This is a genomic window from Photorhabdus sp. S10-54 (assembly GCF_963878145.1).
GTDB lineage: Bacteria > Pseudomonadota > Gammaproteobacteria > Enterobacterales > Enterobacteriaceae > Photorhabdus > Photorhabdus kayaii.
This window is the reverse complement of the sequence record NZ_CAWNXG010000054.1, coordinates 1-21,676: the sequence shown is the minus strand read 5'-3', so window position 1 is coordinate 21,676 and position 21,676 is coordinate 1. Positions and strand designations below refer to the sequence as shown.

At 40.7% G+C, this 21,676-nt stretch carries 21 protein-coding genes; 7 read left to right on the top strand and 14 right to left on the bottom strand.

All coding sequences use genetic code 11. The annotated features are described in order from the left end of the window. Window positions 1-16 precede the first annotated feature (16 nt). The 11 genes from atpG to asnC form a co-directional block, all read right to left on the bottom strand. Window positions 17-880 carry a F0F1 ATP synthase subunit gamma gene (atpG, locus tag AACQ83_RS20715; RefSeq protein ID WP_112878700.1) on the bottom strand — a complete coding sequence of 288 codons (864 nt, stop codon included), beginning with the start codon at window positions 878-880 and terminating at the stop codon, window positions 17-19. Window positions 881-938: 58 nt separating this feature from the next. Continuing rightward, window positions 939-2,480: a F0F1 ATP synthase subunit alpha gene (atpA, locus tag AACQ83_RS20710; RefSeq protein ID WP_112878701.1), complete on the bottom strand. Its 1,542-nt coding sequence runs from the start codon at window positions 2,478-2,480 to the stop codon at window positions 939-941. Window positions 2,481-2,494: 14 nt separating this feature from the next. Beyond that, window positions 2,495-3,028 carry a F0F1 ATP synthase subunit delta gene (gene atpH / locus AACQ83_RS20705; RefSeq protein ID WP_112878702.1) on the bottom strand — a complete coding sequence of 178 codons (534 nt, stop codon included), beginning with the start codon at window positions 3,026-3,028 and terminating at the stop codon, window positions 2,495-2,497. A gap of 12 nt (window positions 3,029-3,040) precedes the next feature. Beyond that, window positions 3,041-3,511 carry a F0F1 ATP synthase subunit B gene (atpF, locus tag AACQ83_RS20700; protein ID WP_011144457.1) on the bottom strand — a complete coding sequence of 157 codons (471 nt, stop codon included), beginning with the start codon at window positions 3,509-3,511 and terminating at the stop codon, window positions 3,041-3,043. Between the two features lie 58 nt (window positions 3,512-3,569). Beyond that, a complete protein-coding gene (gene atpE, locus AACQ83_RS20695) occupies window positions 3,570-3,809 on the bottom strand; it encodes a F0F1 ATP synthase subunit C (RefSeq protein ID WP_000429386.1) in 240 nt (79 codons plus the stop codon). Window positions 3,810-3,862: 53 nt separating this feature from the next. Then, entirely contained in the window at window positions 3,863-4,687 is an 825-nt protein-coding gene (atpB, locus tag AACQ83_RS20690; protein WP_105397418.1) for a F0F1 ATP synthase subunit A, read from the bottom strand. 30 nt (window positions 4,688-4,717) lie between these two features. Then, window positions 4,718-5,095 carry a F0F1 ATP synthase subunit I gene (gene atpI, locus AACQ83_RS20685; RefSeq protein ID WP_112878716.1) on the bottom strand — a complete coding sequence of 126 codons (378 nt, stop codon included), beginning with the start codon at window positions 5,093-5,095 and terminating at the stop codon, window positions 4,718-4,720. A gap of 609 nt (window positions 5,096-5,704) precedes the next feature. Continuing rightward, window positions 5,705-6,325, bottom strand: coding sequence for a 16S rRNA (guanine(527)-N(7))-methyltransferase RsmG (rsmG, locus tag AACQ83_RS20680; protein WP_112878703.1), 621 nt, complete (start codon window positions 6,323-6,325; stop codon window positions 5,705-5,707). Between the two features lie 13 nt (window positions 6,326-6,338). Then, window positions 6,339-8,228 (bottom strand): tRNA uridine-5-carboxymethylaminomethyl(34) synthesis enzyme MnmG, encoded by a 1,890-nt coding sequence (mnmG, locus tag AACQ83_RS20675; RefSeq protein ID WP_112878704.1) that lies wholly within the window; start codon window positions 8,226-8,228, stop codon window positions 6,339-6,341. 380 nt (window positions 8,229-8,608) lie between these two features. Next, complete coding sequence (gene mioC, locus AACQ83_RS20670) at window positions 8,609-9,049, bottom strand: FMN-binding protein MioC (RefSeq protein ID WP_112878705.1); 441 nt, start codon at window positions 9,047-9,049, stop codon at window positions 8,609-8,611. A 91-nt stretch (window positions 9,050-9,140) separates the two neighbouring features. Continuing rightward, complete coding sequence (asnC, locus tag AACQ83_RS20665) at window positions 9,141-9,602, bottom strand: transcriptional regulator AsnC (RefSeq protein ID WP_011144463.1); 462 nt, start codon at window positions 9,600-9,602, stop codon at window positions 9,141-9,143. A 166-nt stretch (window positions 9,603-9,768) separates the two neighbouring features. Here asnC and asnA point away from each other — a divergent pair, with 166 nt between their 5' ends. After that, window positions 9,769-10,761 (top strand): aspartate--ammonia ligase, encoded by a 993-nt coding sequence (gene asnA, locus AACQ83_RS20660; protein ID WP_112878706.1) that lies wholly within the window; start codon window positions 9,769-9,771, stop codon window positions 10,759-10,761. Window positions 10,762-10,767: 6 nt separating this feature from the next. Here asnA and viaA read toward each other — a convergent pair whose 3' ends face one another. After that, window positions 10,768-12,225 carry an ATPase RavA stimulator ViaA gene (gene viaA / locus AACQ83_RS20655; RefSeq protein WP_112878707.1) on the bottom strand — a complete coding sequence of 486 codons (1,458 nt, stop codon included), beginning with the start codon at window positions 12,223-12,225 and terminating at the stop codon, window positions 10,768-10,770. A gap of 4 nt (window positions 12,226-12,229) precedes the next feature. Then, window positions 12,230-13,732 (bottom strand): ATPase RavA, encoded by a 1,503-nt coding sequence (gene ravA / locus AACQ83_RS20650; protein ID WP_112878708.1) that lies wholly within the window; start codon window positions 13,730-13,732, stop codon window positions 12,230-12,232. 264 nt (window positions 13,733-13,996) lie between these two features. On the opposite strand from ravA, the gene rbsD reads away from it, so the two are divergent. The 6 genes from rbsD to rbsR all read left to right on the top strand — a co-directional run bounded on the left by rbsD (window position 13,997) and on the right by rbsR (window position 19,819). Further along, on the top strand, window positions 13,997-14,416 hold the full coding sequence (gene rbsD / locus AACQ83_RS20645) for a D-ribose pyranase (protein WP_112878709.1): 420 nt from the start codon (window positions 13,997-13,999) through the stop codon (window positions 14,414-14,416). Window positions 14,417-14,423: 7 nt separating this feature from the next. Further along, complete coding sequence (gene rbsA, locus AACQ83_RS20640; protein WP_112878710.1) at window positions 14,424-15,929, top strand: ribose ABC transporter ATP-binding protein RbsA; 1,506 nt, start codon at window positions 14,424-14,426, stop codon at window positions 15,927-15,929. Between the two features lie 6 nt (window positions 15,930-15,935). After that, window positions 15,936-16,907: a ribose ABC transporter permease gene (gene rbsC / locus AACQ83_RS20635; protein WP_112878711.1), complete on the top strand. Its 972-nt coding sequence runs from the start codon at window positions 15,936-15,938 to the stop codon at window positions 16,905-16,907. A gap of 24 nt (window positions 16,908-16,931) precedes the next feature. Then, window positions 16,932-17,822 carry a ribose ABC transporter substrate-binding protein RbsB gene (gene rbsB / locus AACQ83_RS20630; protein ID WP_112878717.1) on the top strand — a complete coding sequence of 297 codons (891 nt, stop codon included), beginning with the start codon at window positions 16,932-16,934 and terminating at the stop codon, window positions 17,820-17,822. A gap of 63 nt (window positions 17,823-17,885) precedes the next feature. After that, window positions 17,886-18,815 (top strand): ribokinase, encoded by a 930-nt coding sequence (rbsK, locus tag AACQ83_RS20625; protein WP_112878712.1) that lies wholly within the window; start codon window positions 17,886-17,888, stop codon window positions 18,813-18,815. A 2-nt stretch (window positions 18,816-18,817) separates the two neighbouring features. After that, window positions 18,818-19,819, top strand: a complete 1,002-nt coding sequence (rbsR, locus tag AACQ83_RS20620; protein WP_112878713.1) for a ribose operon transcriptional repressor RbsR — start codon at window positions 18,818-18,820, stop codon at window positions 19,817-19,819. Here rbsR and mdtD read toward each other — a convergent pair. Further along, window positions 19,816-21,207 (bottom strand): multidrug transporter subunit MdtD, encoded by a 1,392-nt coding sequence (gene mdtD, locus AACQ83_RS20615; protein ID WP_112878714.1) that lies wholly within the window; start codon window positions 21,205-21,207, stop codon window positions 19,816-19,818. The two genes, rbsR and mdtD, sit on opposite strands and share 4 nt — an antisense overlap. Between the last annotated feature and the right edge of the window lie 469 nt (window positions 21,208-21,676).

Below are 21,676 nucleotides of genomic sequence, written 5' to 3'. Positions count from 1 at the left end.
TTCATAAACCTAGCTGTTAAACCGCGGAAGCACCCGATACAATCTCGGTCAGCTCCTGAGTTATGCTGGCCTGACGAGCTTTGTTATAAACCAACTGCAACTCTTTGATCAGGCTACCACCATTATCAGTTGCGGCTTTCATCGCCACCATTCGTGCGGCCTGTTCACTAGCCAGGTTTTCAACGACGCCCTGATAAACCTGCGATTCTACATAACGACGCAGCAGTATATCTAGCAACGCCTTAGGATCAGGTTCGTATAAATAATCCCAGGATTTCTTCTTCAGTGTTTCATCATCTCCGGCAGGCAGAGGTAATAACTGAGTAATAGTCGGTTCCTGGGACATCGTATTGATGAACTTGTTTGTCACCACATACAGTTTATCCAGACGTCCCTCATCGTATGCCCGCAGCATGATATTCACTGGCCCGATCAATTCAGACAGTGAAGGGTTATCTCCCATGCCTGTTACCTGAGCAACAACGTTGCCCCCAACAGAAGCAAAGAAAGAGGTAGCCTTAGAGCCGATAAGCGCCAGATCACACTGGACACCTTTATCAGACCAGTCTTTCATTTCTGAAAGCAGTTTTTTGAACAGATTAGTATTCAAACCACCGCACAAGCCACGATCGGTAGAAACAACCAGATACCCGACACGTTTGGTTTCACGCTCTTCAAGGTATGGATGTTTATATTCCAGATTACCTAACGCAAGGTGACCAATCACGCTGCGTATGGTTTCTGCATAAGGACGACTGGCCGCCATGCGATCCTGCGTTTTACGCATTTTGGACGCAGCAACCATCTCCATCGCTTTAGTGATTTTTTGCGTGTTTTGCACGCTGGCGATCTTGGTACGTATCTCTTTTGCGCCGGCCATTCCTGATTCTCCTCATTAACCAGACGGCCCATGTTTAATTAAACCGGGCCGAATAGTGTTACCAGGACTGAGTTGCCTTGAAGGAATCCAGCAGAGCTTTCAGCTTTGCTTCGATCTCTTCGTTGTAACCACCAGACTGGTCAATCTCTTTTAGAAGATCAGCATGTTCACGGTTGGCATATGCAAGCAACGCAGATTCGAAATCAATAACCTTAGCAATTTCGATATCTTCCAGATAACCACGTTCCGCAGAAAACAGAGACAACGACTGTTGTGCAACAGACATTGGCGCATATTGTTTCTGTTTCAGCAATTCAGTTACTTTTTGACCATGATCCAACTGCTTACGGGTTGCATCATCAAGGTCAGAAGCAAACTGAGAAAACGCTGCCAGTTCGCGATATTGAGCCAGAGCAGTACGAATGCCCCCAGACAATTTCTTAACGATTTTAGTCTGAGCAGCGCCACCTACACGGGATACGGAAATCCCTGGGTTAACTGCTGGACGAATCCCCGCATTGAACAAACTAGATTCTAAGAAAATCTGACCATCAGTAATTGAAATAACGTTTGTTGGTACGAATGCTGATACGTCACCTGCCTGAGTTTCAATGATAGGCAGGGCCGTCAGAGAACCGGTTTTACCTTTTACTTCACCATTGGTGAATTTTTCCACATATTCAGCATTAACACGTGCAGCACGTTCCAACAAACGAGAGTGCAGATAGAAAACGTCACCTGGGAATGCTTCACGTCCTGGCGGACGACGGAGCAACAGAGAAATTTGACGATAAGCTACAGCCTGCTTAGACAAATCATCGTAAACAATCAGCGCATCTTCACCGCGGTCACGGAAGTATTCGCCCATTGCACAACCCGAATATGGCGCCAGGTATTGTAATGCCGCAGATTCTGAAGCAGTTGCAACAACCACAATAGTATTGGCAAGAGCACCATGCTCCTCTAATTTACGAACAACGTTCGCAATAGTAGAAGCTTTCTGACCAACTGCGACATAGACACATTTTATGCCTGAGTCACGTTGGTTAATGATTGCGTCAATAGCCAGTGCTGTTTTACCCGTCTGACGGTCACCGATAATCAGTTCACGTTGACCACGACCGATAGGGATCATAGCGTCAACGGATTTATAACCAGTTTGTACCGGCTGATCAACAGATTGACGGTCGATAACACCTGGAGCGATCATTTCAACAGCAGAGAAACCATCATGCTCAACAGGGCCTTTCCCATCAATTGGCTCACCCAGCGTGTTTACTACACGACCAAGCAGACCACGACCAACAGGTACTTCAAGAATACGGCCAGTACATTTGACCTTCATACCTTCTGCTAAGTCAGCATACGGACCCATTACAACCGCACCTACGGAGTCACGCTCCAAGTTCAATGCGATTGCATAACGATTGCCAAGCAGTGCGATCATCTCACCCTGCATAACTTCGGCTAAACCGTGAATACGAATGATACCGTCGTTAACGGATACAATCGTACCTTCATTGTGAGCTTCACTCACTACATTGAACTGAGCAATGCGCTGCTTGATCAGTTCGCTGATTTCGGTGGAATTCAGTTGCATATGCTCCAGTCCCCTTAAGACTGCAAGACGTCTGTTAAGCGATCTAAACGGCCACGAATACTGCCATCGATCACCAAATCACCTGCGCGGACAACCACACCAGCAATAACAGACTTATCAATTTTGCAATTCAGCTTAACTTTGCGTAACAGACGTTTTTCCATCGCTACAGAAATTTTAGCCAGCTGTTGTTCTCTCAATTCGGTGGCAGAAATCACTTCAACATCAACGGTTGATTCAAGTGATGCACGCAATTGAATAAATTGCTGCAAAACTTCCGGCAACGCCAGTAAGCGACCATTTTCTGCCATAACACGAATAAAGTTCTGAGCATGTTCATCGACCTGTTCACCGCAAATTGCGATAAAGGTATTAGCTAATGTTTCCGATGCCAATGAACCGGAAAGCAGCTCACCAACTTGCTCATTACGAGTCACCTCAGCTGTGAACGCCAGCATATTCTGCCATTGTTCAAGCGATTGTTTTTCCACAGCAAAGTCAAAAGCTGCTTTGGCGTAGGGGCGAGCTACAGTAGCGAATTCAGACATGCCCCTCCCTCCTTACAGTTCAGCGACCAGTTTATCAACGATGTCGCTATTAGCAGCTTCATCCACGGAACGTTCGATGATTTTCTCGGCACCTGCGATAGCCAACATAGCGACCTGCTTACGCAACTCTTCCCGAGCACGCTTACGTTCGGCATCAATTTCTGCCTGAGCTTGCGTTACGATTCTGTTACGTTCCTGCTCAGCTTCCGCTTTTGCATCATCAAGGATCTGGGCTTTTTGTTTATTAGCCTGTTCAATGATGACCTGAGCTTCCACTTTCGCTTTCTTCATTTGGTCGGTCGCATTGGCTTGCGCTAAGTCCAGGTCCTTTTTGGCACGTTCCGCAGAAGATAAACCGTCAGCAATTTCTTTTTGACGTTTTTCTATGGCCGCCATGATCGGTGGCCATACGAACTTCATACAGAACATAACAAATAAGACAAACGCAATGGCCTGGCCGAGGATTGTTGCATTAATATTCACAGCACAATACCTCTTTTAAAATTAATGAGTTGACGTAGTTTCAGATTATTTCTACAAACTACGCGACAGCAAACATTACGTACAAGCCAAGGCCCACAGCAATCATTGGGATGGCGTCAACCAGACCCATAACGATAAAGAACTGTGTACGCAGAAGAGGGATTAAATCTGGCTGACGAGCAGCGCCTTCCAAAAATTTACCTCCGAGGATGCCGATACCGATCGCAGCACCGATTGCCGCTAGGCCCATCATTACAGCGGCAGCCATGTACAGCAGATCCATATTCAGGTTTTCCATGACAGTCTCCAGTTTGTTTCAGTTAAAACACAGTTAGTTATTGTGGTAAAAAATTAATGTTCTTCAGATGCCATCGACAGATAAACAATCGTCAGAACCATGAAAATAAAGGCTTGTAACGTAATAATCAGTATGTGGAAAATAGCCCAAGGCAGGCTCAGTAACCACTGCGACCACCACGGTAACAGACCAGCTATAAGAATAAAGATCAATTCACCCGCATACATGTTACCAAACAGTCGTAGACCGAGTGATACCGGTTTTGAAAGCAGGCTAACGCCTTCCAGAATTAAGTTAATTGGAATAAACAGTGGATGATTAAAAGGCTGTAAAGTCAGCTCTTTTGTAAAACCACCAATCCCTTTCATCTTAATGCTGTAGTAGAGGATGAGGACAAAGACACCAATAGCCATCGACAAGGTAATACTGACATCTGCTGTTGGCACGACACGCAGAGCAGGTAAACCAAAGAAATGTTCACCGATATAAGGGAGAAAATCGATTGGCAATAAGTCCATCACGTTCATTAATAACACCCAAACGAACACTGTCAGTGCCAAGGGGGCAATAACTTTGCTCTTGCCGTGATACATATCACGAACGCTGTTATCAACAAAACCCATGATCAATTCTATAGCAGTCTGAAGTTTGCCAGGTACGCCACTGGTGGCATTAACCGCAACCTTTCTGAATACATACAGAAATAAAATCCCTAATACGACTGAGAAAAAAAGCGAGTCAATGTTCAACGTCCAAAACGTTGCAGAACCACCAGAGTTGGGATCGACCAACTCAAAGGTACGTAGGTCCAACTGAAGGTTATTCAGGTGGTGGCCTATGTAGTCCCTTGCAGTTGAAACTTCTCCTGATGCAGACATGATGCCTCTTACCCTTTTATTGTTGAAAACCTAACCGTTTATCACAGCAGGTGCGATGATTTGCACAATCAGCACCGCTAAATAAGTTAAACCTAGTGGTGCAAACGCCGCTTTAAACACGCCTAAAGCAACAACCAGCACAGCTATTGTAATAATAACTTTCAACCCTTCGCCAACAGCGAAAGACCATGCAATACGTACAGAAACCTCTTCTTCTTTTGCTTTTTGAAAACTGGCAAACAGCATGAATATGGCATTAGGTAACCAACATGCTAACCCACCAGCAAAAGCAGAAGCGCCCCATTCTATACTTTTGGTACAAAAAGCCACACTGAGAACAACAAAAGTCATTAACTGCAAAAAAAGCAGCTTCAGTGCAATTTTACCGCTGTAAAGGGATACAGACATGACTTTTGTTTTCTCCCCTTGTACGCCTTGCATATCAGGTTTTGCTAAATGTTGTATAAAACTGCCTTTGCTTAAGAGTGTCAAGTGACAAAAACGTGCAAATTATACGGGCCACCAAAATGAATTCAATCCATAAGTAGCGAAAAGGTGAACAATTATTTAAATTTTTTATTTTAGTGCCAGATTGCAAGCTAATGATTGTCCTGATTTCTTGTTTTTAATAATTTCATACATTTCAGACTTAAATGTGATTTAAATCACATAAATTTTTCATTTGTTAATTATATTTAACATTCACAATAAATAAAAATAAAATACATTAATAATAAAATCAATTGGTTAATTTAATTCTATACAAAAGAGTGATTATATTATGACTTAAATCACCAAGCTAATTTTTAGCTAGTTTAAAAAAGTGAATCTGATGAAAAAATGCTTTATCTGATTTTTAAAGGTTCAACTATCTTAATATCAAGATAACGTTATTTTTATGTAATAACTCGGTAAATTAAAGCTGAAACGAGGCAAACCATAATTAACGATGCTGACTACAGTATAATTGTGCTCAACATCACTAATTATTTATAACTTTATTGACAAATAACAAAATCAGTTTGATTTAAGGATAACCAAATGACGTTGCCCTTCAAGTTCAGGAACATCTAATTTAATAACCGAATCGATAGAAATTCCCAAAGGCAACATAGTCAGCTCCTCTTCTGGAAGCACACCTTTAAGTGCATAGAAACGTCCATGAATAGGCTCAGGCAGATGACTGCACCAAGAGACCATATCTTGTAACGAAGCAAAAGCACGGCTTATTACGCCATCAAAAGGTGGTTCAGAAGAATACGCTTCAACCCTGCTTTGTACTGGTTCAATATTTACCAAATCAAGTTCATGTTGAACCTGACGCAAAAATCTCGCCCTTTTACCTAAACTATCCAGCAATGTGAAATGAGAATCTGGACGAACAATAGCTAACGGAATACCTGGCAACCCTGGACCTGTGCCCACATCGATAAAACGATGACCTTGCAAATAAGGGCTGACAACAATACTGTCCATGATATGACGCACCAGCATTTGCTCTGGCTCACGTACCGACGTGAGATTGTAAGCTTTATTCCACTTATTGAGCATATCAACATAGGCTACAAGCTGCTGTTTTTGCTGTAGTGACAATTCTATTCCTGCTTTGGTCAGCAACAATTCTAGTTTGTTAAGCATAATCAAGATCCTTTCAAGCACTGCGGCGCAATAATCCTTGTTTTTTCAACCACACAAGTAAAATTGAAATTGCCGCAGGTGTTACTCCTGAAATACGTGAAGCCTGACCAATTGAACTCGGTTTATGATCATTGAGTTTAGCGATAACTTCATTGGAAAGACCGCTAATTTGGCGGTAATCGAGATCAACCGGTAATGATGTGTTTTCATTACGTAGCTGTTTTTCGATTTCTTCCTGTTGGCGGGCAATATATCCCTCATATTTGACCTGAATTTCAACTTGATCAGCGGCTTGTGGTTCTTCAAGACCTGGAGAAAACAGAGGCAATGAAGTCAAAAGTTCATAGTTCATTTCAGGACGACGCAGTAGATCTTCACCATTAGCCTCTTTCGACAATGGCATTTTCAATATATTGTTTATGTCATCAAGATTATTTGAATTAGGGTGAATCCAAATATTACGTAAACGCTGGCGTTCTTGTTCAACCATTTCCACTTTACGGCAATAATGTTCCCAACGTGAATCATCTACCAACCCTAACTCATGGCCTTTTTCTGTTAAACGCAGGTCTGCATTATCTTCACGTAGCATCAAGCGATACTCGGCTCTAGAAGTAAACATACGGTATGGTTCTTTAGTCCCTAAAGTACATAAATCGTCAACTAAAACGCCAATATAAGCTTGATCACGGCGAGGGAACCAACTTTCTTCTTCTGAAGCGTAACGAGCTGCATTAAGGCCTGCCAAGAGTCCTTGAGCAGCAGCTTCTTCATAACCCGTCGTGCCGTTGATTTGTCCAGCAAAAAATAGACCGTGGATAAATTTACTTTCTAATGTTTGTTTTAGATCTCTTGGATCGAAGAAATCGTATTCTATTGCATAACCAGGACGAATAATGCGAGCATTTTCCATTCCTTTCATGGAGTGAACAATTTGCATCTGTACGTCAAATGGTAAGCTAGTAGAAATACCATTTGGATAGATTTCATTGCTAGTCAATCCTTCAGGTTCAAGGAAAATCTGGTGAGCATCACGATCCGCAAAACGCATGACTTTATCTTCGATTGAAGGACAATAGCGAGGACCGATCCCTTCAATGATCCCCGTATACATTGGGCTACGATCCAGATTATTGCGGATTACATCGTGGGTTTTTTCATTGGTATGGGTGATGTAACACGGTATTTGTTGTGGATGTTGTTTCACATTTCCAAGGAAAGAGAATACTGGCGTTGGATAATCACCTAGTTGTTGTGTTAACTGACTAAAATCAATAGTTCTAGCATCAATACGTGGTGGTGTTCCTGTTTTCAATCTGTTTACACGTAAAGGTAACTCACGTAAGCGCTGTGCCAACGAAATAGCAGGGGGATCGCCAGCCCTTCCACCACTATAGTTTTCCAAACCAATGTGGATTTTACCGTCAAGAAATGTTCCTACAGTTAAAACAACAGCTTTAGCTCTGAACTTAAGGCCCATACGTGTCACTGTGCCAGTAACTGTGTCATTTTCAACAATGAGATCTTCTACAGGTTGTTGGAAGATCATTAGATTAGGTTGGTTTTCCAATGCCATGCGTATAGCTTGACGATAGAGAACCCTATCCGCTTGGGCACGTGTTGCACGAACTGCGGGCCCTTTACTGGCATTTAAAGTTCTGAATTGGATACCAGCTTGGTCAGTTGCTTTAGCCATTAAGCCACCAAGCGCATCAATTTCTTTAACCAGATGTCCTTTACCGATCCCACCAATGGCTGGGTTACATGACATTTGGCCCAAAGTGTCAATATTGTGGGTCAGCAATAAGGTTTGACGGCCCATACGAGCGGCTGCCATAGCCGCTTCGGTACCGGCATGACCACCACCGATAATGATGACGTCAAATTGTTCTGGATAAAACATGGTGATGAACCTTTAGTTATAAAAATGCTCAGTGTTGCATTAAGGGAGGAGAATTCTACTCAAGTTTCGGTGATAGACCAAGTGGGTGAGATCACCGGTAATTAAAAGAAGATCTTTTTTATTTAAAGATCTGTTTATTAGATCTTTTATTAGGATCATGATCTTTTGTGGATAAGTTATTTTTCCTTAGAAAGATCATAAAGCTGTAAAGGATCATTTGTTGTGAATGATCCGTGATCCCACAAGGTATAAGCTGGGATCTAAATCGGTAGTTATTCACAGGGTGATCATTGTCATATAGTTATACTATGGATAACTACGGGTTAACCCCGGCTTTTTAGATAAGTTATCCACAATCGTTTGCTGCTTTTTTGTTCTTATTAGAGTGAGTTTGCCCAATTTTTAACCCATTCTTCTGCTGGATCTTCGGGGATCTCATGTTGTTGAATGTCAATTTCCAGACGATCACCGAGACGTTTAGCACCATTTTCTATCAATAGTTGGTCAAATGATCTTATTGCACCGCAAAAAGTATCGTATTCGGAACTACCAAGGCCAACAGCGCCAAACGTGACCTTGCTGAGATCAGGTTTTTGGTCAGAAATTTCTGCGGCCAATGGTTGTATATTTTCTGGCAATTCTCCTGCTCCATGTGTAGATGTGACGACTAGCCAGATTCCTTCTTGGGGAAGTTCATCTAAAGAGGGGCCATGTAGCATTTTAGTGGAGAAACCAGCATCTTCCAGAATTTCAGCCATATGTTCAGCTACGTATTCAGCACTGCCCATCGTGCTGCCGCTGATTAAGGTAATAGTGGCCATAGTGATCCCAACAGATTTCAAGAGCCGCTATTGTACGCTGTGAATCTATTGGGATCTACCTGTGGATAATGTGGTTATAACAAATTTTATTTTATGGCTTGATTGTTCGCATGATCGGGTTTTGTAAGGAGATCAGGGTTTCTGTTGATTGAATTTCATCGATAGTCTGTATTTTGTTGATAAGTACATCTTGAAGGGATTCAATTGAACGGCACATAACTTTAATAAAGATACTGTAGTGGCCTGTTGTGTAATAAACCTCAACTACTTCATCCAGGTTGTCTAGTTTTTTCAGAGCTGATGGGTAATCTTTAGCACTCTTAAGAATAATGCCAATAAAGCAACACACATCATAACCAAGTTGTTTTGTGCTGATATCGACTCTGGTACCGGTAATGATTCCTGCTTGCTTCATTTTTTCCACGCGAACGTGAATTGTTCCCGGACTGACAGCAAATTTCTTTGCTAGTTCGGCATAAGGTGTACGTGCGTTGTCCATTAAAGCGTGAAGTATGTCACGGTCTAGATTGTCGATCTGATAAATTTCTGCCATTTTCAGCCCCTTTTTTTAAGGAATTTTCATTTTTTTAATCTTAAAAATGAATTTTATGAATCATAAAGTCTATTTTTATTAAAGTATATTGAATTTATCCCTCATTTTATTGCTTAATGTTTCCAACAGGACATCAGGGCCACCTAAAAAATTAGAGAATAACATTATGAAAAAGTCGTTTATTAAAAAGCAGCAACAAATCAGTTTTGTGAAATCCTTCTTTTCCCGTCTGCTGGAAAGCAAACTGGGTCTGATTGAAGTACAGGGGCCAATCCTAAGTTGTTTGGGAGATGGTATTCAGGACAACTTGTCCGGCCATGAAAAAGCTGTTCAGGTAAAAGTAAAAACTTTACCGGATTCAACTTTCGAAGTAGTACATTCGTTGGCTAAATGGAAACGTAAGACACTGGGTCGTTTTGGCTTTCAGCCTGAACAAGGGCTTTACACTCACATGAAAGCATTGCGTCCAGATGAGGATCGCTTAACACCAATTCACTCTGTTTATGTTGATCAATGGGATTGGGAAAAAGTGATGGGAGATGGGCAACGCTCACTTGCTTATCTTAAACAGACAGTAGGTAAAATTTACGAAGCAATAAAAGAAACAGAAAAAGCTGTCAGCAAAGAGTTTGGTCTGGCACCGTTCCTGCCAGATCAAATTCACTTTGTTCATAGCGAAACGCTTCTGAGCCGTTATCCGGATCTGGATGCAAAAGGCCGTGAACGTGCTATTGCTAAAGAATTAGGTGCTGTTTTCCTCATTGGTATTGGTGCGAAATTATCTGATGGTCAATCTCATGATGTGCGTGCGCCTGATTATGATGACTGGACGACACCAAACAGCGATGGTTTTGTTGGTCTAAACGGCGACATCATTGTCTGGAACCCTGTTTTGGAGGATGCGTTTGAGATCTCTTCTATGGGTATCCGTGTTGATGCAGAAGCATTGGAGCGTCAGTTAGCACTGACTAGTGATGAAGAGCGTTTACAATATGATTGGCATCAAGCGTTACTCAAAGGCGACATGCCGCAGTCTATTGGTGGCGGTATAGGTCAATCCCGTTTAGTGATGTTACTGCTGCAAATGAAACACATTGGTCAAGTTCAGTGCAGTATCTGGTCACCTGAAGTACGCGAAACTGTAGAAGATATGCTTTGATTCAAGTTAGTGACGCCATTTTCGCAGTAAACGGCTTTTAAGTCCGGTATCAAAGTGCCAGATATGATCGAATATCCGCATAATATCGGGCTTACCATATTGGGACATGGAGACCGCATGGAAGCGGTGTTGCTGATGCAGTTGCAGATTTTTTATCTGATGGATTAGTGAGTTCGGCAGACGCTGAGCAATGAAATCTGAGATAACAACAGCATCAGCATTTTTCCAACATTTTTCTTTCATTTTTTCTATTGTGCTTGTCAGACAAAAAGCGAGATCTGTCCCTCCTTTGAAAGTTTGGCTGAGAAAACGAATAGCTTGCTCCAGACCATCTGGTGAAGATAGTTCATAGTGCACAATTTCTGTTGTAAATAGCATGATATGACAGTTACGATTATCAGCTAGAGCGATGCGTAACAGTGCCAAACAAAAGGCTTTGGCACATTTTTCATTGAATCTCCCCATAGAACCGGAAGTATCGACACAAATAATAAATGGCCCTCGTGGTTTTTCTTCCTGGCTATAATGAGTAACTGGTCGTAATGTTGTTTTTTCTTGCCAGTTATCCCCTTGTAAGCGATAGGTCAGGAGTTTTTTTTCTACTAATTTGCGATAAAATTCGTATTCCAGATCTTCAATTCCTAATATCGCCAATTCTATTGGCAATAGACGCAGAATATCATCACCTTGTCCGATTCCATTTACCTGTTCAGGAACGGTATCGGGTGTTCGTTCGATTGTGGTAAATGGTTCGAGAAAATGATTTTCCTGTGGTTTTGATTTTGCAGATTGGCTGCGTCCAAGTAATTGAGCTAATTTTTCCAGTTCCGGCTGCTGGCGAAGAAATTCACTATAGCGAATTAATAACTGATTATCATTTTGGGAATGATTTAACTGACTTTTACTCATATCCCATAGTCGTCCCGCTGCCCTATCATTTTCACTAAAAACAGGATCAAGATTACCGCTTAGTGTTAGCCTTTGTTGCAATTCTGCCAGTAGTTGCTCTTTTTCTTGTTCCAGTAATTGCTTATGGAAGGTTGTGGTTTGCAGGATCAAACTGATCCTCCATCGTTGAATAAATAGGATTTGTAATGTATTTGAATCGGCAATAGTGTTGGTTGCGAGTTTCCGTGCTTCTTCACTAAAAGGGGATTCAATTCGGTTCAGAGTTTCTAGAATATCGGGAAGTTTAAGGTAAAAATGATTTGTGTTGGCAGATAGTATTTGTTGATATAACTGAAATTCTTCTGCCAGAGTTGCAGGAATTAGCGCTTCTTTAATTCTTTGCTGTAAATCGTGTTTCCAGCCAGGAATATCCTTTAATAGCGCACGTTTTAAGCGAGGATGTTTTTCAAAAAAGATAGCTAACTGAGGTGAAGCTAAAAGCGTTAATATGATCTCTTCTATCATCTCCCCTTCGTTTATTGAGAGTAAAAGATCAAGGGTTGTCAGACTAATCATTTAATTAGTTGCCTATTTTTATTTTCAACTGATTAATTTTATCGGCTAACTGGATAAAACTCTGCTCTATCGTAGCAAGCCAATGACTTTCAATAAACAGACATGGCTGATGCTGATTAAACAGTTGGTGTTGATGATGAATTTCTTGATTAACTTTTTCCAATCTTTCCAGCCACTCGTTGTTTTCTTCATTTTGCTGATGCTGATGATCTGGTAAATATAGCGTGGATGAACGGCGGCTGATATCAAAAATCTCTGGCTGATGTGCTGAATTAACTTCGGCTGCTATGTTTTGTGGAAAACCAATGCCGTTCAGACGGGCTGATAATTCTCTGCCTTTGTTTATCCAGATAATCAACGCTTTTTTTTCCAATTCAATGAAATTGACTTTAATATCATGGAGATGAAGAGGTGTATGTAGGAATAGAATCAATTTTTCTTCATTGATATGATCGGGTAGCGAGTATTGTATTTTACGTCCAAACAGACTGGTTTGTTTTTCCAGCTTTAACGCCTGCTGATCATTTTTATCCTGACGAGCTTGAGTCCATTGGTGATAAAGCGAATCAATTTGTTGAGATAATATTCTTTGCCGATATGCCTGTTCGGTCATGAGAGTATTCAAGTATTGGGGTAGTAATTTAAAAGAGTGAAGATCATGCCACAGGCAATCTTTCAGTAATATTAAATCAAGAGGTGATATCTCTTTTCTGCCATTGAAGAAAGCACTGGCTTGTAATAAATGAATGGCTTTCTTCCAGCGCCTATCTGAAACGTAAGGTGAATGTTCTGTTGCATCAAGTTGCTGACGTAGATGATAAATAATATCAAAACAACTATCTGGTAGAACTATTTTATCAACCTCTTTTTGCCATTGATGGAATTCTTCACTTGTTATTTGAATGTCTGCCGGAACAGGGTTATCATTTTCATTTTTGTGGCTAGTGAGTAACGCTCTGAAATTCTTTTTTTCTTGAATTTTATCCAGCCAGATACGAATTAGCATTCTGTCATAAAGTGCCTCCAGACCGTTATCTGCTTCAGGTAGCTCATTGGATGCTGTTATAAGTAATCGCATTGGAATTTTCTCTTCTGTATCCCCATTTCTGAATTTTCTTTCATTAATTGCAGTCAGTAGGGTATTAAGAATTGCAGGACCGGCTTTCCATATTTCGTCAAGGAAGACAATTTCAGTTTCAGGTAAATATCCGTTGGTTAGACGTTGATAACGTCCTTCTTCTTTCAGTGCCTGAATAGAAAGAGGGCCGAAAATTTCTTCAGGGGTTGAAAAGCGAGTCATCAGATATTCAAATGCTCTGGCATCACGAAACGCAAATTTCAATCGTCGGGCTATCAAACTTTTTGCGATACCTGGAGGGCCGAGTAGAAAAACACTTTCTCCACACAATGCAGCTAGCAAACATAAACGAATAGTCTGTTGTCTTTCATACAGACCACTTTCCAGATAGTGACTTAAGCAAACTATTTTTTCTGTTAATAATAGCATAATTCATACCAATATTATCTGTTGGATTAGATAAAACCTAATTAGCCTTCTCCATAGATTTTAATCATTATTTGTTGATGTAGACAATATTTACCTTAAAAATCGATTCAGCGTCAAATATTCAATAAGTTAACGTTTTTTTTCGTTTCTTTTATTATCGAAACGTTTCGATAGTGATCACATTTTTGTATCACTAATGTTGCATTTTAAATATTACTTTATATATTACTAAATAGCGAAACGTTTCGCTAATGGAATAAAAAAATGAAAAAAGGTGTATTACTTAATTCTGAAATTTCAGCCGTAATTTCTCAGCTAGGGCATACTGACCAGATTACAATTGGTGATGCTGGATTACCAATTCCTTCTTTAGCCCAGCGGATTGATTTAGCGCTAACCCAGGGAATTCCCAGTTTTATATCCGTTCTTAATGTCGTTACACAAGAAATGCAGATTGAAGCTGCATTTTTAGCTGAGGAGATCATTGATCATAATCCTCTGATATATCAATTAATATTGACTAAAATTAAAGAGCTTGAGAAACAGCAAGGGAATTCAATTACCATAGATTATATTAGTCATAATATGTTGAAAGAGAAAACAGAGCATAGCCGAGCGGTGATTCGCACAGGAGAGCATTCTCCTTATGCCAATATTATCCTTTGTGCTGGTGCGACTTTCTGAGGTGATTATGCAACCTGTACTGGAACTAAAAGGAATTAGTAAATCTTTTCCTGGTGTCAAAGCATTATCTGGCGCGGCACTACGTGTTTACCCGGGTAAAGTGATGGCTCTGGTAGGGGAAAATGGTGCAGGTAAATCCACGATGATGAAAGTGTTGACCGGAATATATACCAGAGATACAGGCACGGTTCATTACCTAGGAAAAGAAGTGATTTTTTCTGGTCCTAGATCCTCTCAGGAAGCGGGGATCGGGATTATCCATCAGGAATTAAATCTTATTCCCCAACTGACCATTGCTGAAAATATTTTCCTGGGACACGAATTTGTTAATAAATTCGGTGCGATTGATTGGGGAAAAATGTATCAGGAAGCCGATCGTCTTTTAAAAAAATTGAATCTGAGTTACAGCAGTCACCGTTTAGTCGCTGAACTTTCTATCGGTAATCAACAACTGGTTGAAATTGCTAAGGTACTGAGTTTTAAATCCAAAGTTATCATTATGGATGAGCCAACTGATGCGCTGACCGATACAGAAACTGAATCATTATTTCTCGTAATACATGAACTAAAATCTCAGGGATGCGGTATTGTTTATATTTCCCATCGTTTGAGAGAAATTTTTGAAATTTGCGATGATGTGACGGTATTCCGTGATGGACAATTTATTGGTGAAAAGTCGGTAAAAGAGCTAAAAGAAGAGACTCTGATTGAAATGATGGTTGGGAGAAAACTGGAAGATCAGTATCCTCGCCTGAATTTACCTCGGGGCAAAAAACGACTTGAGGTTAAGCAGATTTCTGGTTCCGGTGTGACAAACGCCAGTTTTTCTCTTTATAGCGGGGAAATTTTGGGTATATCAGGGCTAATGGGGGCTGGCCGCACTGAATTGATGAAAATTATTTATGGTGCGTTGCCAAAAACTCAGGGGCGAATCACACTGGATGGAACCCCCATTGTAATTCGTAACCCTCAGGATGGGTTAGCTTGTGGGATTGTTTATATTTCAGAAGATCGTAAACGTGATGGCTTAGTTTTGGGAATGTCAATCAAAGATAATATGTCTCTTACTGCCTTACGTTATTTCAGTAACTGGTTAGGTGGTCTTAATCATAAAGAAGAACAGAATGCAGTTAGTGACTTTATTGAATTGTTTAGTATCAAGACACCTTCAATGGGACAAGCTATAGGTTTACTTTCTGGTGGTAATCAGCAAAAAGTAGCTATTGCCCGTGGATTAATGACTAGACCAAAAGTTCTTATTCTGGATGAACCTACGCGTGGTGTAGATGTTGGTGCAAAAAAAGAAATTTATCAGTTAATTAATCAATTCAAGAAAGAGGGACTAAGTATTATTCTCGTTTCTTCTGAAATGCCAGAAGTGATAGGAATGAGTGATCGTATTTTGGTTATGTGTGAAGGCCAGATCAGTGGCGAATTTTTTGCTGAACAGGCAACTCAAGAAGTTTTGATGGCAGCGGCTGTAGGCAAACAATATGGAGCGATTCAGGAGTAATTCAGTATGAATTCTAATATATCACCGACATTTAAACGTTGGTTTACTAAAGAGTGGTTACTGAAACAAAAGTCACTGATTGCGTTGCTAGTGCTGATAGCCGTAGTTTCTTCTCTTAGCCAAAATTTTTTCACTTTAAATAACTTGTTTAATATTCTGCAACAAACATCAGTCAATGCCATTATGGCCGTTGGGATGACATTGGTTATCCTGACATCGGGTATTGACCTGTCTGTTGGTTCATTGCTTGCGTTAACAGGTGTAGTAGCAGCTTCATTGGTTGGTACGGAAGTTAATGCTCTGGTGGCTATCGTGAGTGCTTTGGCTTTAGGTGCTGCAATTGGTGCTTGTACAGGAATAATAATTGCTAAAGGTAAAGTACAGGCCTTTATTGCCACTCTAGTCATGATGTTGTTACTTCGTGGAATAACCCGTGTTTATACTGATGGTAGCCCAATAAATACAGGATTCAGTGATAATGCGGATCTGTTTGGCTGGTTTGGTATTGGCCGTCTACTGGGAATTCCTACTCCAGTATGGCTGATGTTGATAGTTTTTGTTATTGCATGGTATATCCTGCATCACACCCGTTTAGGTCGTTATATTTATGCCTTGGGGGGGAATGAATCGGCTACCCGTTTATCTGGTATCAATATCGATAAAATTAAAATTATCGTTTACTCCTTATGCGGTTTACTGACGGCATTGGCAAGTATTATTGAAGTCGCTCGTCTTTCTTCTGCTCAACCTATGGCGGGAGGAGGTTATGAATTAGATGCTATTGCTGCCGTAGTACTGGGAGGAACTCGCCTAGCTGGTGGTAAGGGGTTAATTATTGGTACTCTGATTGGTGCACTAATCCTCGGTTTTTTAAATAATGGCTTAAACTTATTAGGTATTTCTTCTAACTATCAGATGATTGTTAAAGCAATTGTAATATTGTTGGCAGTTCTGGTTGATAATAAAAGTGGTAAATAACCTCACCCTACAGGAAATAACATGATGAAAGTGAAGAAATTAGTAACAATTTTATCTGCTGTTGCGCTAAGTATGACTGTAAGTATAAATGCATTAGCGAAAGACACTATCGCGTTAGTCATTTCTACACTGAATAATCCATTCTTTGTCACAATGAAAGATAGCGCTCAAAAAGAGGCGGATAAGTTGGGCTATAACCTAATTGTGTTGGATTCTCAGGATAATCCAGCGAAAGAATTAGCTAATGTTCAGGATTTGACGGTACGTGGTACTAAACTCATGCTAATTAACCCGACTGACTCCGATGCTGTTGGTAATGCCATTATTATGGCTAACAATGCCAAAATTCCGGTCATTACTCTAGATCGGATAGCGAATAAAGGTACTGTTGTCAGTCATATCGCTTCTGATAATCGCTTGGGGGGTAAAATAGCGGGTGATTTTATCGCCGAAAAATTAGGGGATGGAGCCAAAATTATTCAGCTAGAAGGTATTGCTGGCACTTCTGCTGCCCGTGAACGTGGTGAAGGATTTAATAAGGTAGCACAGGAACATAAATTCAATATGTTAGCTAGTCAGCCTGCTGATTTCGATCGTACCAAGGGACTGAACGTTATGCAGAACTTACTGACGGCTCATCCGGCTGTACAAGCTGTATTTGCTCAGAATGATGAGATGGCGTTAGGTGCTTTGCGCGCTTTACAAACAGCAGGTAAAAGCGATGTATTAGTTGTTGGTTTTGATGGTACTGGAGATGGTATCAAAGCTGTTCAGCGTGGAAAACTAGGAGCGACAATCGCTCAGCGTCCTGATCAAATTGGTATCGTTGGTGTTCAGACTGCAAATAAAGTGCTGAGAGGCGAAAAAGTTGAAGCCGTCATCCCTGTGGAATTGGAGTTAGTTATTAAAAAATAAATCGGTATTTGTGCCGTTACTCATTGATGGTGGTGACGGCATAATTGAAAAGGAATAAATGTAATGAGTACAGCAAAACTTGCGGTGCTTGGCAGCATTAATGCTGACCATATTTTGAATCTTAAGTTATTCCCTCGTTCGGGGGAAACGGTGATCGGGGAACAATATCAAGTTGCTTTTGGTGGTAAAGGTGCTAATCAGGCGGTAGCAGCAGGCCGCAGCGGTGCTGACATTACATTTATTGCTTGTGTTGGTGAGGACGATATTGGTTTTCGTATCTATCAGCAGTTAGCAAAGGATAATATTAAAACTTCTGGCATTGAAGTGATTAAAGGAGAAACAACGGGTGTAGCGTTGATTTTCGTTAATCAGCAAGGTGAAAACGTTATTGGTATCAATGCAGGCGCTAATGCGGCGTTGACACCGGAATATTTCTATCGCTACCAAAATATTATTGAGGAAGCAGATGCATTATTGATGCAACTTGAGTCTCCATTGGAAACAGTGCAACTTGCTGCAACAATAGCTAAGCAAAATAATACAAAAGTGATACTCAATCCGGCGCCTGCCAGAAAATTATCTGATCAATTGCTCTCGCTGGTGGATATCATTACACCGAATGAAACAGAAGCTGAATATCTCACTGGAATTAAAGTAGAAAATGATTCAGATGCGGAAAAAGCGTCTCAAGTGTTGCATGATAAAGGTATTGATACGGTAATTATCACATTGGGTAGCCGTGGGGTATGGTTGAGTGAAAGCGGTCAGAAAGGAAAGATTGTTCCGGGATTTAAAGTTAACGTTGTAGATACTGTTGCGGCAGGAGATACTTTCAACGGTGCTCTGGTGACAGCATTATTGGAAAGAAAATCCATGTCATCTGCCATACGATTTGCTCACTCTGCTGCTGCGATAGCGGTAACCCGTCAGGGAGCTCAGCCTTCCGTCCCGTGGCGAAATGAAATTGATGCATTTTTAACTGAACAGGATTAACAGTGGCTACAATGAAAGATGTTGCTCGTTTTGCAGGCGTTTCTACATCAACTGTATCTCATGTTATTAATAATAATCGTTATGTCAGTGAAGGTGTGAAAAAGAAAGTTAACGATGCGATTGAGCAATTGAATTATGCGCCATCAGCGCTTGCAAGAAGTCTTAAAATCAAGCAAACCAAAACCATTGGTATGTTGGTCACGACCAGTAATAATCCCTTTTACGCTGAAATTGTAAGAGGGGTTGAACGAAGCTGTTATGAGCGTGGTTACAGCCTTATCTTGTGTAATACAGAGGGTGATGCCAAGCGGATGGATTACAGCATGGAAACTTTGCTGCAAAAGCGAGTAGATGGAGTGTTGATTATGTGTACTGAAAATCAACACAGCTCCTGTGATGTTTTGCGTCGTTATCCTCCTTTACCCATGGTTATGATGGATTGGTCTCCATTTGATATTGTCAGCGATGTTATTCAGGACAACTCTTTATTGGGGGGGGAGATAGCCACTAATTACCTTATTAGCTGTGGTTTTAAAAAAATAGCCTGTATTGCAGGTCCACAAGATAAAACACCCGCTAATCATCGATTGCAAGGATATAGAAAGGCAATGGCAAATGCTGGTCTTGTTATTCCTGAAGGCTATGAAATTTACAGTGATTTTGAATTTGCTGGTGGTTTTGAATCAATGCAAAAATTGCTGCAACATCCTGAACCGCCAGAAGCTGTTTTTGCCAGCAATGATGCAATGGCCGTTGGCGCTTATCAGGCTCTGTACCAAGCGGGGCTTTCTGTACCGGATGATATTTCCATCATAGGTTATGATGATATCGACCTTGCCCCTTATATGATCCCACCATTGACAACCATTCATCAGCCAAAAGATGAGTTAGGAAAGCTGGCTGTTGATACTTTGCTTTATCGGATGGATAACCCAGAAAGCAATCCTAAATTGTTAGTATTAACTCCGACACTGATTGAGCGTAGCTCAGTTTATCGTTCTTAGGCGCTCTTTCTCTTGATCATGTTATCTCCATCTTCCTTATGTAATAACATGAAGGTGGAAGAAGAAAGTAAAGTGATTATTCCTACGGTAATAAAAGTACTGTGGAAGTTATCAACCATTGTTCCATAAGGCATAGATTCATAGAAACGAAGAATAGCTGCACTTACTGCAACACCGAAGCTAATAGATAACTGCTGAGTTACAGCTAATAAGCTATTTCCTGAACTGGCATTATTATCGGTCAGATCAGCGAGAGTAATGGTATTCATCGAAGTAAATTGAATGGATACAGCCATACCCAGTAAAAATAGTGGAATAGACAGAAGGACAGCGGGCATTGCTGGTGATTGCAGTGAAAATTGAGAAATCATTAATCCAATAATAATGGTTATGCTAACCAGTGTCTTACGATATCCAAAGCGAGTTAATACATTAGTAACGAAAGATTTGGCTATAACGGAACCAATAGCTGTTGGTGCCATCATCATTCCAGCAATGACCGCTGAATAACCAAATCCAACTTGTAGCATCAAAGGCATCAGGAAGGGAATGCAACCAGTTCCCAAGCGTGTAACAATATTACCTATAATACCGATAGAGAATGTGCGAATACGGAATAATTCCAGACTGATAAGGGGTTGGGGTTGTTTTCTAGCATGCATCAGATAACCAAATAATATCATAAAACCACCAACCATAATTGTCAGAGGTATATAGCCGGGTAACGAACTCTCTCCTAGTAAATCCAAACTGACAGAAACCATTATTAAACTCAGCCCAAAAAGTATGAAACCGAAAAAGTCGAATGAACGTTTTGGCATTGTAAAATTAGGCATATGCTTTTTAGCGTAAATAATCCCCAATAAACCGATTGGAATATTGATAATAAATATCCAGTGCCAGGTAGCATAAGTGACTAATAGCCCACCGAGCATGGGACCAAGAATTGGTCCTACTAACCCTGGCATGGTGACAAAATTCATAACAGGTAGAAGTTCGCTGCGTGGGTACGCACGTAATAAAGCAAGACGGGCAACTGGCATCATCATTGCGCCACCAATTCCTTGAATTACACGTGAAACAACTAGAAAAGCTAAATTACCTGACAAAGCACAGGCAAGGGAGCCTAAAGAAAACAAGGATACAGCAAAAATAAATATTCGGCGGGTGCCAAAACGATCTGCTAACCAGCCGCTGACTGGAATTAGCAAAGCAACAGTCAGAGTATAGCTGACAACAGCAGATTGCATCGCTAAAGGTGAATGTTCGAGGCTTTCAGCAATAGCGGGCAATGCTGTGTTGAGAATTGTTGCATCTAAGGCTTGCATAAAAAAAGCTATTGCAGCAATCCAGGGTAGCCCCGCCATATTACGAGCGGTTTTTACCATTAATAATCCTGCTTACTTTTATCCAGCCAATGTTTGGTTGGATATTAATCTAATACACTACTATATAAGATCATTAGCGCTCTGTTAATAACTTTTGGCAAGCGAGAAGTACGCTATGATTGTCACCTTTAACAATTGTTTCATGAGCTTCCAGTTGTACAATTTTATCGGAAATAATAGCTTCAAAGTGATTCTGGTAAAATAGATGAAATAGTTTGCCTACTTATATTACTTTAGTTTTGGAGTAATTATTGTCGATATCATCAGTTTTTGTATGAAAAAAATACACAAATACAAGTTTTGTTGAAAAAAACTGCTAACGGCAGTTTTTTTTAAATAAATGCTTGCCAGCGCCAAAGAACGCCCTATAATGCGCCACCACTGACCGACACAACGCTGATAAACATTGTGAGGTCGGGCAGAGAAAGCGGCAATAAGCGCTTGACTCTGCGGGCGAAAAGCGTAGTAT